Source organism: Keratinibaculum paraultunense, from assembly GCF_016767175.1.
Classification (GTDB): Bacteria; Bacillota; Clostridia; order Tissierellales; family Tepidimicrobiaceae; genus Keratinibaculum; species Keratinibaculum paraultunense.
Window position 1 is genome coordinate 237927 of record NZ_CP068564.1, and the last position, 13963, is coordinate 251889.

Sequence of the window (13963 nt, forward strand, 5' to 3'; positions counted from 1 at the left end):
TTGTAATATTATTGTAATAAGAGGTGATAAGAATGAAGTGGGGAATTATAGCTACTTGGGAAATGGCTTTGGAAGGTGTTACTAAGGGATTTAACGGATTAAAGAATGGTATGTCATGTGACAATGCTATAGAAGAAGCTATAAAAATAGTAGAAGATAATCCTAAATATAAATCTGTAGGATATGGTGGTCTTCCTAATGAGGATTGTGAAGTGGAATTAGATGCAGCCTTTATGAATGGAGACACTTTATCCATAGGAGCTGTGGCTGGTATTAGAAATTTTAAAAATCCTATTTCCATAGCAAGGCAATTAAGTAATGAGAGATTTAATTGTTTTTTAGTAGGATTTGGAGCTGAAAAATATGCTTTGGGTAAAGGATTTGAAGAAAGAAATATGCTTACTAAAGAATCTATTAATATATATGAAGAAAAAAGGAGAAAAGTAATTGAAGAAGAGTTTAATCCTTATGAGGGTCATGATACTGTTGGAATGGTATCTTTAGATGTAGAAGGGAAAATGTGTGCAGGGACTTCTACTTCTGGTCTTTTTATGAAAAGAAAAGGTAGGGTAGGTGATTCTCCTATACCAGGATCTGGGTTTTATGTGGATAGTTGTATAGGTGGTGCTGTGGCTACGGGTCTTGGTGAAGATATAATGAAAGGGTGTATCTCCTATGAAATAGTAAGATTAATGGGAGAAGGTCATAGTCCTAGTGAAGCAGCAGAAAAAGCAGTAAAAGATTTAAACGACAGGTTATTAAAAAGGCAAGGTAAAGTTGGAGATATATCTGTAGTGTGTATGAACAACAAAGGTGAATGGGGTGCAGCAACTAATATAGAAGAGTTTAGCTTTGTAATAGCTACTAATGATTTACCTCCTACTGTATATTTGGTTAGCAATAAAGGCGGTGAATATATTGAAAGAAATAAAATTTATAGATATTGAAGGTATAAAGGTAGGGCATGCTCAAAATATAGAAGCAGGAACTGGATGTACAGTTATTATATGTGAAGAAGGAGCTACTGCAGGGGTAGATGTAAGAGGTGGCTCTCCTGGAACTAGAGAGACAGATTTATTAGATCCACAAAATTTAGTGGATAAAATTCATGCAGTAATGCTATCTGGAGGTTCGGCATTTGGATTAGATGCAGCTTCAGGCGCTATGAAATATCTAGAGGAGAAGGATATTGGATTTGATGTACAGGTAACAAAGGTGCCCATAGTGTGTAGTGCAGTATTATTTGATTTAGTAGTGGGAGACTATAAAGTAAGACCAGATTTTAAAATGGGATATGAAGCTTGTGTAAATGCTACAAATAAGGAATGCCCCAATGGCAATATAGGAGCTGGTACTGGGGCTACAGTAGGAAAGTTTTTAGGAATAGAGAGGGCTATGAAAGGTGGGCTAGGCTCTTATGCTACACAAGTTGGGGATTTGAAAGTAGGAGCTATAGTAGCAGTTAATGCATTAGGTGATGTTATTGATCCTGAAACAGGAAAGATATTGGCTGGATTATTAGATGAAAAGGGAAACACCTTAATTGGAACAGAAAATGCTATGATTAAAAAATATAATGAAAAGAAAAATATATTTAATGGAAACACTACTATAGGTGTGGTAGTTACCAATGGAATATTTACAAAATCTCAAATGAATAAATTAGCTTCTATGTCCCATAATGGCTATGCTAGAACTATACGACCAGCCCATTCTATATTTGATGGAGATACCATATTTACTATGGCTACATGTAAAGTAGAAGCGGATATAAATGTGGTAGGTTTTTTAGCAGCAAGAACTATGGAAAGAGCAATAGTAAATGCTGTAAAGAGTGCTGAATCTGCTTATGGTGTTAAAGGATATGATGATATATATATTCATAAGAGACAATAACTTTCAAAATAGGTGCCAGGCACCGACTTTAAAAGTTATTCAATATTCTGAAAATTATTAGAGAGGAGGAAGCCTATGTATTTAAATTGTTTTGATGAAATAAAACATATTACTAAAGAATTGGTAAAGATACCTAGCATTGTAAAAACTAGTGGGGAGGCAGATTGTGCTAAGTGGATATATGAATATTACAAAAAACTGACTTATTTTAAGGAAAACCCATCTCAACTTAAAATTATACAGACTATAGATGATGAAATAGAAAGATATATAGTAGTAACTCATGTAAAGGGAACTAAGGGAAATTCTAATAAGGCAGTGATACTTATGGGGCATTTGGATACTGTTGGTGTAGAGGATTTTGGATCTATAAAAGAATATGCTTTTAATCCTGAGAGGTTATTGGAACATTTAAAGGAAATGAATTTAGAGGAAGAGGTAATGGAAGATATAAATTCTGGGGAATATATGTTTGGACGCGGAGTTTTGGATATGAAGTCGGGACTGGCAGGACATATGTATTTAACTAAATATTTTTCTGAACATCCAGAAGAATTAAACGGACATTTGATAACATTGGCTGCTTGTGATGAAGAAGATAATTCTCATGGAATATTAACAGCATTAAAGGTTTTTAAGGAAATGCAAGAAGAAGGATTAGAATTTATAGCATGTATAAATGCTGATTATTCTACACCTTATTATAAGGGCGATGAAAATCGTTATGTATATTTTGGGACTGTAGGGAAGTTGCTACCTTCCTTTTATGTAGTAGGAGAGGAAGCTCATGTTGGGCAAGTATTTAGTGGATTAGATCCTAATTTGTTAGTGGCAGAACTAACTAGATTAATGTCTTATAATCCAGAATTATGTGATATATCTCAAGGTGAGGTTACTGTACCACCTGTATCTTTGAAACAATCAGATTTTAAGGAAAAATACACAGTTCAGACAGCTTTAACGGCTAATTCATATTACAATTTCTTTACCTATAGTATGACTCCTAAAGATGTTATGAATAAGATGAAACAAAAAGGAGAAGAGGCATTTGATAATGTAATAGAATATTTAAATAATTCTTATAGAAAGTTTTGTGAAAAAGCTGATTATCCTTATAGAGATCTTTCTTGGGAGAAAAGGGTATATGCATGGGATGAATTTTACAATGAATTACATACCATACATGGGGATAGATTTAAACTTTATATAGATAGTTTTGCGAAAGAATTAAATAGGGAAAATCCAGAACTAGACTTGAGAGAATTTAGTGTTAAAATAGTTGAGGAAGCTTGGAAGTGGTCAGTTGATAAGAGTCCTGCTATTATAATATATTTTTCATCTACTTATAGTGCAAGGATTGAAATAACTGGGGAAACAAAGTTAGAGAGAAATTTAATAGATAGCGTAAATAATTCTATAGAATTTGTTGGTAAATATTCAGATAAACCTATAGTAACTAAAATGTTTTATCCATATATATCAGATTTAAGTTTTATGTCTTTAAGTGATACTCCTGAAGATATATTATATCTAGAAAAGAACATGCCTGCTTGGGGCTCTAAATATTTTTATAATGTGGAAGATGTAATGGCAATGAATGTACCAATTGTAAATATAGGTAGTTATGGAAAGGATGGTCATAAGATGACAGAAAGAGTCCATATGAAGCATACTTTTGAAATTGTACCTAATATTACTTATAATACTGTAAAAACTTTATTAAGTTAAAAATTAGTAGTGCAAAAGGGATTGTCCCTTTTGCACTACCTTTTACACTAAAATTTGATATTCCCAATTAACATTTGTAATTCTTCCGCTAATTTTGCGAGACTTTCTGTAGAAGAAGTAATTTCTTCCATAGATGCCATTTGTTCTTGAGATGCAGCTGAAGAATTTTGAATTTGAGCTGCAATTTCTTCACTCATATTTTCTATGGAGGTGGAAGAGCTTACTAATGAATCTACATAGTTTTCTACACTGCCTATTGATTTTATGATTTCATTTATTGTATTATCTATTTGAACAATTAATTTTGAAATTTCATCAAATGTTTCTTTAGCTTCATTAACTCTATTAACTCCTAAATTTACTTCTTTGCTACTGTAATCCATTTTATTATTGGTTTCTTTAATTATAGTGTTATTATTAATCAATAAAGTATATATTTCTTTAGTTGAATTTTGGGTTTCTTCAGCTAATTTTCTTATTTCATCTGCTACTACTGCAAATCCTCTTCCAGCTTCTCCTGCTCTAGCAGCTTCTATAGCAGCGTTTAAAGCTAATAAATTTGTTTGTTCTGTAATATCTTGGATAACCTCTAATATTTTATTCATTTCTCTAGAACTAGAGGTTATATTATCTAAGGAACTTTTTACACTAGTAGTGCTATTTTCTATATTTCCCATTTGTATTATTACTTCATCCATTTTATCTTTTCCAACTTTAGTTTTTCCAAGCACATTTTTGGTAATATCTTCAGCATTGTTGGTTTCGGAAGAAACATGTTCTATTTGAGTAGATATGTTTTTTATGGAATTAGTTATATTTATAATTTCATTTAATTGATTATGAGAATTTTCAGCAATTTCACTAGAGCTTTCTGCTATATTAGTTGCTGCTGCGGTTGATTCTTCTGATATAGCTGCCAATTCTTCTGAAGCAGCTGCTACTTGATGAGAAGATTCTTGTATTTCTTTTGAAAAATTTCTCATATTGTCTATAACAATTTGTAAAGAATATGCTAACTTACCTAATTCATCTTTTCTTGATATTAATTTTTCATCTATATTTTCTCTTAAATTTAGCTGTGATATATTATAAGCTTGAGTTGTTATTTGAATAATGGGTTTTGTAATACTTTTACTAAATAATAAAGAAAAAACAATACCAACAATAATTGCAATTATTATTGTTATTATTAAAGTATTTCTCATAGAAGTTAATCCTGCTAATGCTTCTGATTGGCTTATATTAACTATAAGAGTCCAATTTTTAGATTTAATAGGCGCAAATCCTAGGTAAATTATTTCACCATCTTTATTCATATACTTGCCTATACCAGGTTTACCTTTCATTATCATATCTTCCATTTTTGCTATTTCATTTGAATATTTTTTAGATACTTTATTTTTTAAGTTAGTAAAATTTATGCTGACTTCATTATTTATATTTGTTTTATCAGTTATAGTAGGATGAGATATTACATCAGCTGAGTCATTTAATATATATGCAAAGCCTTTTTCACCAATTTTTATATTTTTTGCTATTTTATAAAAGTCTTCTGCTGGTTTAAAACCTACTATGACACCTAAATTAACTCCTCTATATTTTATAGGTGCTGATATGGCTACTTCTAAATTTCCAGTTAATTCATTGACAAAAGGTTCAGAAAAATAATATTTTCCAGCATAAGCTTTTTTAAAATGTTCTGTTTCACGTATATCCATAGTTTTTCCATCTTCTAAAACAAATTGACCTTTTATATCTGCTATGCCAATACTGGATAAATTTAATTTACCTCTTTCTTCTTTTAATGTCTGTAATTTTTCTTCTTTTGGAATATCGGGATTAGCGATTATTTCTAGGCTGCTTAAAGTAGCTATAGAGAGAGTGCTACTTTTAATTTGTTCATCTACTATGGTGGCAGAATCTACAGCTTTATTTAGCAACAGTTCTTCATTAGTTTTAATTAATTCATGTTTTGATATGAAATATGTAGTTATTCCTAGCACTAAAGTTAATATTATTAATATAGAAGTAGTGGATATAATCATATTTCTACTAATACTTTTAATCTCTTTTTTATTTCTATTAAACTTATTAAATTTAGGCAACTTTGGTTTTTTTAATTTAAATTTCATTTTTCCACTTCCTTTTTTAATATATTATATATTATTTTGTTTATTATTTAAATATATAGAAAGTATTTTATATTTTAAATATTAGACAAAAGTTTATAATATCCTTCATTTTTTTGAAAAATGTTTTTAATTAGAAAAAAATATTATTGTAACCATAATGTAATTTATTAAGCACATATATGTGATATAATAAAAATGAAAGTTATATAAAAAGAAGATTTGAGGTGTGATTATATGAGAAAAACATTGTCTATTATTTTAATATTTGTATTTATTTTATCCACAAGTAATATTGTTTTTGCAGACATAAATGACAAATTATCAAACCATTGGGCTAAGGATAAAATAAGGAAAGATTTTGTAATAAAGTATTTTCCTTATTTAGCAAATGATGATTTTAAACATTTTAATCCCAATGGAACTATAAGAGAAGATGAATTTTTATTATCTTTTTCATCTTTATTGAAGGATAAAGGGTATAAAAATTCTATAGTTGGTGAGAAAATTAATTTAAATAGGGCAAAGATGGCTAACATAGTAGGTAAGAAACTTATTGAAGAATCTATAATCCCAGTAAGCAACGAAAAAACTACTTTTAAAGATATAAATCAATTGTCTAAAGAAGAAAAAGAAAGTATAGCAGCATTGTATAGTAAAAATTTAATATCTGGTATATCTAATACAAAGTATGCTCCTTTTAGAAATGTAACTCAAGCAGAAGCAATAATATTTCTTGAAAGAGTAAATGATTTGCTAAATGATGTGTCTAATATTTCATTTAAAGTTTTAGGTAGGGCAGAATCTTATTCAGGTAAAGAAGGTATCACAGTAAAAACAAAAAATAATAAAGTTTTAGTAACAATAACAAAATCTTTTCCAACTTCAGGCTATGATGTAACAGTAAATAAAGTGATAAAAAGCGGTAATGATTTAATTATTAGCTTAAATATATCTCCCCCAAGTAAAGGTAGCGACCAATTACAAGTAATAACATATAAAATCATAACTATAGAAATAGATAAAAAAGATATTGGGAATCCCCCTTATAATTTTATAATGGGGGATATTTTTATGATATAATATATAAATGTAATAAATAATAAAGCAGAAGGAGAATTTAAATGACAAGACGTAAGAGAATAGAAGAGATAGATTATATTAGAGCTATAGCTGCCATAGGTATACTTATTATCCATGCAACTGGGGGCTTTGCTGTTCATTCAGAATATGGATCTAAAGCTATGTATCTTGGAATTTTTTTAAATCAGTTTTTTAGATTTGGAAGCCCTATATTTATGATGCTTTCAGGTTTGGTTTTGTTTTACAATTATAGATCCATAAATGAACTTGATATTGGTAGATATTATAAGAAAAAAGTAAAATTTATATTTTTGCCTTATATAATATGGTCTTCGAATAATCAATCGCTACTATTGGAAAACTTTATTTAGCTGGTGCTTTTATTTCATAGGGGGAGGAATAATAGGAATACATTACAATAAATTTGTGGATTTTATTGAAAAAAATATAAAGGGTATATTTATAGGATATATAGTTTCTGCTTTTCTTTATATTGGGCAAGTATATTATAATGGTAAATTTGGTTCTATTAGACCTCATACTATGATATATGCTTTATTTACTTTGCCTTTACTTATTTGGATTACTAGAAGGATGGTGGGTAAATATGGTGCTATAAAACAATTTGGCATTTATTCTTTTGGGGTATATTTTTCCCATCCAAAATATATACCAAGAAATCGAAGAGAGGAAGAATATGTATGACAAGCACTCGCAAAGTAGTACAATCAGCAGCCATGATTGCAATATTTACATTAATAAGTAAGTTTTTAGGTTTTTTAAGGGAAGTATTAATAGCTTCTACATATGGTTCTGGTTATGAAACAGATACTTACTTTGTAGCTATGACAGCAACAGTAATTATAATGACTACCATAGGTTCTTCTTTAAACACCACTTTAATACCTATATTTACAGAAATAGAGGAAAAAAGTGGGAAAGAAGCCAAACTAAAATTTTTAAATAATGTGTTAAATATGGTATTTTTTATAACTATTATATTGGCTCTTTTAGGTTTTTTCTTGTCTCCATTAGTTATAAAAGTATTAGCTAAGGGTTTTACAGGAGAACAATTTACTTTAGCGGTAAAATTAAATAGAATAGGTTTACCTATCATAGTATTTTTAGGATTTACCTATGTGTTTTCTGGATACCTTCATAGCAGTGAGATATTTGGACCTCCAGCTATAATGGGACTTCCTTATAACTTAGTATATATAATATTTTTACTATTTTTTGCTGAAGAAGGGAATATACAAGGATTGATGTTAACTAGTGTAATAGCAGCGTCTACACAATTTTTAATTCAAGTACCAGCTATAAAGCATCAAGGCTATCGCTATAGTTGTGATATTGATTTGAAGGATCCATATTTAAAAAAGACATTAATATTAATATTACCAGTAATGTTAGGTTCAGCAGTGCAACAGATAAATACAATAATAGATAAAACCTTAGCTTCTAGCTTGGTAGAAGGAAGTATTTCAGCTTTAACTTATGCTTCTAGGATAAGTGATATTATTATATCAGTATTTGTAATGGCTATAACGACTGTAATATTTCCTATGTTATCTAGAGCATTTTCTCAAGAAGACAATATGCAAATTAAGAAAATAATGGGACAAGGTATAAATATAATACTTATAGTAACGATTCCTGCTACTATTGGGATATTTATATTAGCTAAGCCTATGGTGAGGATATTTTTTCAAAGGGGAGCTTTTGATAAAGTAGCAACTTATATGACTTCTCAAGCATTGATTTTTTATTCTGTGGGTTTGGTAGGTTCCTCGTTAAGGCTTATGTTAAATCGAGTATATTATTCTTTTCAGGATACTAAAACTCCAATGCTTAATGGGGTTTTAGCCGTTGGATTGAATATAGTTTTAAATTTAATTTTAATAAAGCCTATGGGACATTCAGGATTGGCTTTAGCCACTAGTATATCTGCTACTTTTACTACTTTACTACTATTTATCGACTTGAAAAAAAAGTTAGGAAGGATAGGACTAAAAAGATATTTAAGTTGTTTTATAAAAACCTTAATTGCCTCTATTATAATGGGGATAGTAGTTTATTTTATGTATTTTGGTTTAGTAAGTTTATTGCCTAATAAATGGATAGTTGATCTATTAATATTATTGCTTTCTGTAGTAGTGGGAGTGTTTTTATACGTTATTGTATGCTCTGCATTGAGAATAAGGGAGATGCGAATATTATTGAGAGCTTTAATTAAAAAGATGAGATAGAAACTCGGTGAGATTTTCTTATTTAATTTTAATTTCATTATGATATAATTTAATAACTATTAACAATAGAATAATACTAAGGGGAGGGAATACTATGAGTATACTGACTAGGTTTAAGGAGATAATGTCTAGTAATATAAATGCATTATTAGATAAAGCTGAAGATCCAGAGAAAATGATAGATCAGATTTTAAGAAATTTAAACAGTGATTTAGGTAAGGTGAAGGCTGAAACTGCCTCTATCATGGCAGAAGAACAAAGAGCTAAAAGGGAACTAAGGGAATGTCAAGAGGATATAAGTAAAATGGAAAATTACGCCATAAAGGCTTTGGAAGCAGGAAATGAAGAGGATGCTAGAAAATTTTTAGAAAGGAAAGCTGAATTAGCAGAAAAAGAAAAAGGACTAGAAGAAGCCTACAATCTTGCTAAGTCCAATGCAGAACATATGAGAGAGATGCATGATAAGTTAATTTCTGATATTAATGAATTAGAAGCACGAAGATCCATGTTAAAAGGGAAAATGTCAGTAGCTAAAACTCAAGAAAAAATTAATAAAATTAGTTCTTCAGTATCAGATGCTAATCGTTCTATATCTGCTTTTGATAGAATGGAAGACAAGGTAAATAGGGCATTAGATGAAGCGAATGCAATGGCTGAGTTAAATAGAGGACCTAAAGATGATATAAAGGATTTAACTGCTAAATATGATAATAAAGATAATAATATAGATGAAGAATTAGCTATACTTAAGGAGAAAATAAAGAATAAGGAATAGTTTAATATTGAAGCTGTAGCCAAAGCTACAGCTTCAATATTGATTGTTTTTAATAAAGGGGGTTTTAATTTGGTAATCCACTATAAATGTCCTAATTGCGGAGCCGATATGGCTTTTGATGCTGAAACAGGAAAGTTATCTTGTTATAGTTGTGGTAGAGAAGATGATGTTGAAACTTTTCCTGATGAGTTTAGAAGTGCCCATTTTTCTGAAAATGAAGCAAAAGAATATCATTGTAAAAATTGTGGTGCAGTGTTAATTACAGATGCTGATACTATGGCAACTACCTGTAGTTTTTGTGGTGCTGGGGTGGTTTTGGCTGATAAATTGTCTGGGAATATGGCGCCTTCCAAGGTAATTCCATTTACTATAAGTAAAGAGGAAGCTATAAAAGCTTTTAGGAAATGGTGCCGAAATGGTAAACTTACTCCAAAGGGATTTATGACTGCTGATAGAATAAAAAATATTACAGGTATGTATGTACCTTTTTGGTTGTATGATTTAAATTCTAGAGTACAGGTAAATGCCCTTTGCACTAAAGTTAGAACCTATGTTAGAGGAGATTATGTATATACAGAAACTAGATATTATGATGTATATAGAGATATAAATTTAGATTATTTAAAAGTTCCAGTAGATGCATCAGAAAAAATGAATGATGAGCTTATGGATAAATTAGAACCCTATAACTATCAAGAATTAAAGGATTTTAAAACTCCTTATTTAGCAGGATATATTGCAGAAAAATACAATTATGATGAAGAAGAGCTTTTACCTAGAGCTAAAACTAAAATAGAAAACTATATAAATTCATATATAAATTCTACTATTACAGGTTATTCTTCCGTTAGATACAAGGATAAAAGGATTGATACTAGGAATACCCATGCTTATTATACTCTTCTCCCGGTTTGGATGCTTTATTATGATTATAATAAATCAGAGCATATTTTTGCTATGAATGGGCAGACAGGAAAAGTAGTAGGAAAACCTCCTATTAGCTTTGGAAAAGTTGTAGCTTGGTTTGGGGGAGTAGCTGGAGCTACATTTATAGTTCTTAAGATAATTGCTTTAATGCTGGGAGGTGGGCTCTAGTGAAGAGAAGATTTAGAGGTTATATTTTTATTATATTATTTATCATATTTATAAATTTAAGTGTTTCAATGGTATTAGCTAGTTCTAAAGTAAATAAAAGAGTATATGATTTTGCTAATCTATTAAATGTAGATGAAATAGAAAAATTAGAGGAATTATCACAAAAATATAGTGCTAAAAGGGATACGGATTTTATCATATTAACTACATATGATACTGATGGAAAAGATATAGTAGAATATACTGAAGACTTTTATGATGATAATGCTTTAGGTTATGACAAACCTTGTGGGAATGCAGTTATATTAACTATAGATATGAATAATAGAGGTATATATTTAGCTGGTTTTTATAAAGGGGAAGAATATCTAGATGATTATAGGCTGGATCTGATTCGAGATAATATAGCTTTGGATTTATCTAATGGAGATTTTTATAAGGCTTTTGAGAAATTTATAAAAACTTCTTATAAATACATGGGGATCAAACCAGGAGTTGATCCAGATAATATATTGTTTAAGACAAGTTTTCAAGTTGTTATGTCTTTAATAATTGCTGGAATAGTGGTAGGGTCTATGGCATATAATTCCGCTGGTAGATCAACAGTTTATGAAGGAACCTACAGGGATTTTAGTACTTCTAAAATTATAAATAGAAGGGACATCTATTTGAGAACATCTGTTACTAAACATAAAAGAGTATCTAATAATAACAATAATAGAGGTGGTAGCAGTGGAATTAGTAGAGGTGGTGGAGGAATAACTAAAGGAGGACATTCTCATAGTGGTAGTAAAGGCAATTTTTAGATAAATATCTAGGAAAGGGATGATGGTGTATGATATTTAAAGGGCAGTTTGCTAATGTAGTAGAATGGGAAGAGTTTAGAGATGATATGATATTTTGGAAATGGACTAATAAGGAGATAAAAAAAGGAAGCAGGTTAATTATACGTCCAGGGCAAGATGCTATATTTTTATATAATGGTAAAATTGAAGGGATATTTAAGGATGAAGGAGATTATGATATAGAATCAGAAATTATTCCATTTTTATCAACATTAAAGGGATTTAAATTTGGCTTTAATACAGGGATAAGAGCAGAGGTATTATTTGTAAATACTAAAGAATTTACTGTAAAATGGGGTACTAAAAATGCAATAAACATACCTACTCCCCATCTACCAGGAGGGCTTCCAGTTCGAGCTAATGGTACTTTTAATTTTAAAGTTGACGATTATATAGCATTAATTGACAAGATTGCAGGAGTTAGGGATTTTTACTTGGTGGAAGATGTAAAATTAAGAATTACTTCCATATTAGACCAGCTACTTATGAAATGGATTAGCATGGAAGGAAAAGATATATTTAATCTTCAAGCTAATGCTTATGAAATAGCTAAGGGTATAAAGGAAGATTTAGACATGGAAGTGTTGAATAGTGGTATAACTATTACAGGTTTTAATATAATGAGTTTTAATTATCCAGAGGAAATTCAACAGATGATTAATAAAGTGGCTTCTTATAATATGGTGGGGGATTTAGGTAAATATCAGCAGGTTTCAATGACTGATGGTATATCTTCAGGAAAAGTAAAGGGCGGTGGTACTGCCTCTGATGTAGCAGGTATGGTAATGGGGATGAATGTAGCTAAAGAAATGATGAAAAATGTAGAAAAAGATAAATCCGATGAAAGCAATGAGACTAAGCCAAATTTCTGTCCAAATTGTGGTGAGAAAACAGGAGAAGGTAAATTTTGTTCTAATTGTGGGCAAAAGCTAATATAAAAATATTATTACAAAAAGCACGTATCCCAGTGGAATCCGAAGATTCCACTGGGATACGTGCTTTGCTCCTATGGTTTAGTCAACCTCTTTAGTACGCACGATGCTGTTGTTTGCATTAAGTAGATCAGTACTTGTAATTTCATGCTATCACCTCCGTGATAACAGAATTACATTTCCTGTCTACCTTTTGCAACTATAGTATAACATATATATCATAGAATGTCAAGTGTTTTTTCATAAAAAATTATAAATTTTTTATACTATATTCTTTAGGAGGTTCTATTTTGGTTTTATATAACATTTCTAAGTCTACTTTATCACCTATTTGAAATTTTGTATTTTCTTTTCCACTTAAATTAACTTCAATATATTTGTCTTTTTTTGAAACTATATATTCAGTAAATTGTCCCATGAAAATTTTATCTGTTATAGTGTATTTACCTTGAGGATTTATATTCATACGAATATCTTCTGGTCTAACAAGAAAATTTTCGCCATTAATATTCACTATATTGGATTTTCCTATAAATGAAGCAACGTAATTATTTGAAGGAGAAAAATATACTTCCATAGGGGAACCAATTTGTACAACTTTACCCTTGTCCATAACTACTATTTTATCTGAAAGACTTAAAGCTTCACTTTGATCATGGGTTACAAATATCATTGTAATATTTAATTTTTTTTGTAATTCTTTTAACTCTTTTCTCATTTTTATTCTGAGAGAAGCGTCTAAATTGCTTAATGGCTCATCTAAAAGCAATATTTTTGGATTAGTAGCCATGGAACGAGCCAATGCAACTCTTTGCTGTTGACCACCACTTAAATGTCCTATTTTGTATTGTTCATAGCCTGTTAATCCAACTATATCTATATATTCTTGAGCGATTTCTAAAGCTTTTTTCTTATTTTCTTTCCTATAAAATCGTATTCCATAACTTACGTTTTCTATTACATTCATATGAGGAAATAATGCATAAGATTGAAATACTGTGGATACAGGACGTTTTTCAGGAGGTAGTTCTAATATATTTATTCCTTCTAATAGGATTTTACCGCTATCTGCTTTTAAAAATCCACCAATTAGGTTTAATGTAGTGGTTTTACCACAGCCAGAAGGACCTAGAATGGTAACAAACTCTCCCTCATTTACATCTATATTAACATTTTTTATTCCATTTTCTTCATCAAATAATTTAGTTAAATTTATTAATTTGAGGAACAT

General features: G+C 29.9%; 13 protein-coding genes. 11 read left to right on the forward strand and 2 right to left on the reverse strand.

The window, feature by feature from the left end:
* Positions 1 to 32: 32 nt before the first annotated feature.
* From JL105_RS01105 to JL105_RS01115, 3 genes are all read left to right on the forward strand, one after another.
* Positions 33 to 947: a glycosylasparaginase gene (locus tag JL105_RS01105; protein WP_132025565.1), complete on the forward strand. Its 915-nt coding sequence runs from the start codon at positions 33 to 35 to the stop codon at positions 945 to 947.
* On the forward strand, positions 919 to 1896 hold the full coding sequence (locus JL105_RS01110) for a P1 family peptidase (protein ID WP_132025563.1): 978 nt from the start codon (positions 919 to 921) through the stop codon (positions 1894 to 1896). The genes JL105_RS01105 and JL105_RS01110 overlap by 29 nt, the downstream gene beginning before the upstream one ends.
* Before the next feature lie 75 nt (positions 1897 to 1971).
* Positions 1972 to 3624: a M20/M25/M40 family metallo-hydrolase gene (locus JL105_RS01115; RefSeq protein ID WP_132025561.1), complete on the forward strand. Its 1653-nt coding sequence runs from the start codon at positions 1972 to 1974 to the stop codon at positions 3622 to 3624.
* Positions 3625 to 3671: 47 nt separating this feature from the next.
* On the opposite strand, the gene JL105_RS01120 is transcribed toward JL105_RS01115, so the two are convergent.
* Complete coding sequence (locus JL105_RS01120) at positions 3672 to 5756, reverse strand: methyl-accepting chemotaxis protein (protein WP_132025559.1); 2085 nt, start codon at positions 5754 to 5756, stop codon at positions 3672 to 3674.
* A gap of 234 nt (positions 5757 to 5990) precedes the next feature.
* Here JL105_RS01120 and JL105_RS01125 point away from each other — a divergent pair, with 234 nt between their 5' ends.
* The 8 genes from JL105_RS01125 to JL105_RS01160 all read left to right on the forward strand — a co-directional run bounded on the left by JL105_RS01125 (position 5991) and on the right by JL105_RS01160 (position 12738).
* Positions 5991 to 6836: an S-layer homology domain-containing protein gene (locus tag JL105_RS01125; RefSeq protein WP_132025557.1), complete on the forward strand. Its 846-nt coding sequence runs from the start codon at positions 5991 to 5993 to the stop codon at positions 6834 to 6836.
* Positions 6837 to 6877: 41 nt separating this feature from the next.
* Positions 6878 to 7207: an acyltransferase family protein gene (locus JL105_RS01130; RefSeq protein WP_132025555.1), complete on the forward strand. Its 330-nt coding sequence runs from the start codon at positions 6878 to 6880 to the stop codon at positions 7205 to 7207.
* A gap of 55 nt (positions 7208 to 7262) precedes the next feature.
* Entirely contained in the window at positions 7263 to 7541 is a 279-nt protein-coding gene (locus tag JL105_RS01135; RefSeq protein ID WP_132025553.1) for a hypothetical protein, read from the forward strand.
* Positions 7538 to 9085 (forward strand): murein biosynthesis integral membrane protein MurJ, encoded by a 1548-nt coding sequence (gene murJ / locus JL105_RS01140; protein ID WP_132025551.1) that lies wholly within the window; start codon positions 7538 to 7540, stop codon positions 9083 to 9085. The genes JL105_RS01135 and murJ overlap by 4 nt, the downstream gene beginning before the upstream one ends.
* Positions 9086 to 9179: 94 nt before the next feature.
* Positions 9180 to 9860: a PspA/IM30 family protein gene (locus JL105_RS01145; RefSeq protein WP_132025549.1), complete on the forward strand. Its 681-nt coding sequence runs from the start codon at positions 9180 to 9182 to the stop codon at positions 9858 to 9860.
* A gap of 69 nt (positions 9861 to 9929) precedes the next feature.
* The gene (locus tag JL105_RS01150) at positions 9930 to 10955 is read left to right on the forward strand and encodes a TFIIB-type zinc ribbon-containing protein (protein ID WP_132025547.1); all 1026 of its coding nucleotides are present in this window, start codon (positions 9930 to 9932) and stop codon (positions 10953 to 10955) included.
* Positions 10955 to 11761 (forward strand): TPM domain-containing protein, encoded by an 807-nt coding sequence (locus JL105_RS01155; RefSeq protein WP_202690551.1) that lies wholly within the window; start codon positions 10955 to 10957, stop codon positions 11759 to 11761. The genes JL105_RS01150 and JL105_RS01155 overlap by 1 nt, the downstream gene beginning before the upstream one ends.
* A gap of 29 nt (positions 11762 to 11790) precedes the next feature.
* The gene (locus tag JL105_RS01160) at positions 11791 to 12738 is read left to right on the forward strand and encodes an SPFH domain-containing protein (protein WP_132025545.1); all 948 of its coding nucleotides are present in this window, start codon (positions 11791 to 11793) and stop codon (positions 12736 to 12738) included.
* A gap of 244 nt (positions 12739 to 12982) precedes the next feature.
* Here the strand turns inward: JL105_RS01160 and JL105_RS01165 are convergent, their stop codons facing one another.
* Positions 12983 to 13963 carry an ABC transporter ATP-binding protein gene (locus JL105_RS01165; protein WP_132025543.1) on the reverse strand — a complete coding sequence of 327 codons (981 nt, stop codon included), beginning with the start codon at positions 13961 to 13963 and terminating at the stop codon, positions 12983 to 12985.

What these genes read in the sequence shown, in the direction of transcription:
- JL105_RS01145 (WP_132025549.1), top strand. Translation starts at nt 9,180, where the DNA reads ATGAGTATACTGACTAGGTTTAAGGAGATAATGTCTAGTAATATAAAT.
- murJ (WP_132025551.1), top strand. Translation starts at nt 7,538, where the DNA reads ATGACAAGCACTCGCAAAGTAGTACAATCAGCAGCCATGATTGCAATA.
- JL105_RS01120 (WP_132025559.1), bottom strand. Translation starts at nt 5,756, where the DNA reads ATGAAATTTAAATTAAAAAAACCAAAGTTGCCTAAATTTAATAAGTTT.
- JL105_RS01130 (WP_132025555.1), top strand. Translation starts at nt 6,878, where the DNA reads ATGACAAGACGTAAGAGAATAGAAGAGATAGATTATATTAGAGCTATA.
- JL105_RS01115 (WP_132025561.1), top strand. Translation starts at nt 1,972, where the DNA reads ATGTATTTAAATTGTTTTGATGAAATAAAACATATTACTAAAGAATTG.
- JL105_RS01160 (WP_132025545.1), top strand. Translation starts at nt 11,791, where the DNA reads ATGATATTTAAAGGGCAGTTTGCTAATGTAGTAGAATGGGAAGAGTTT.
- JL105_RS01165 (WP_132025543.1), bottom strand. Translation starts at nt 13,963, where the DNA reads ATGTTCCTCAAATTAATAAATTTAACTAAATTATTTGATGAAGAAAAT.
- JL105_RS01105 (WP_132025565.1), top strand. Translation starts at nt 33, where the DNA reads ATGAAGTGGGGAATTATAGCTACTTGGGAAATGGCTTTGGAAGGTGTT.
- JL105_RS01125 (WP_132025557.1), top strand. Translation starts at nt 5,991, where the DNA reads ATGAGAAAAACATTGTCTATTATTTTAATATTTGTATTTATTTTATCC.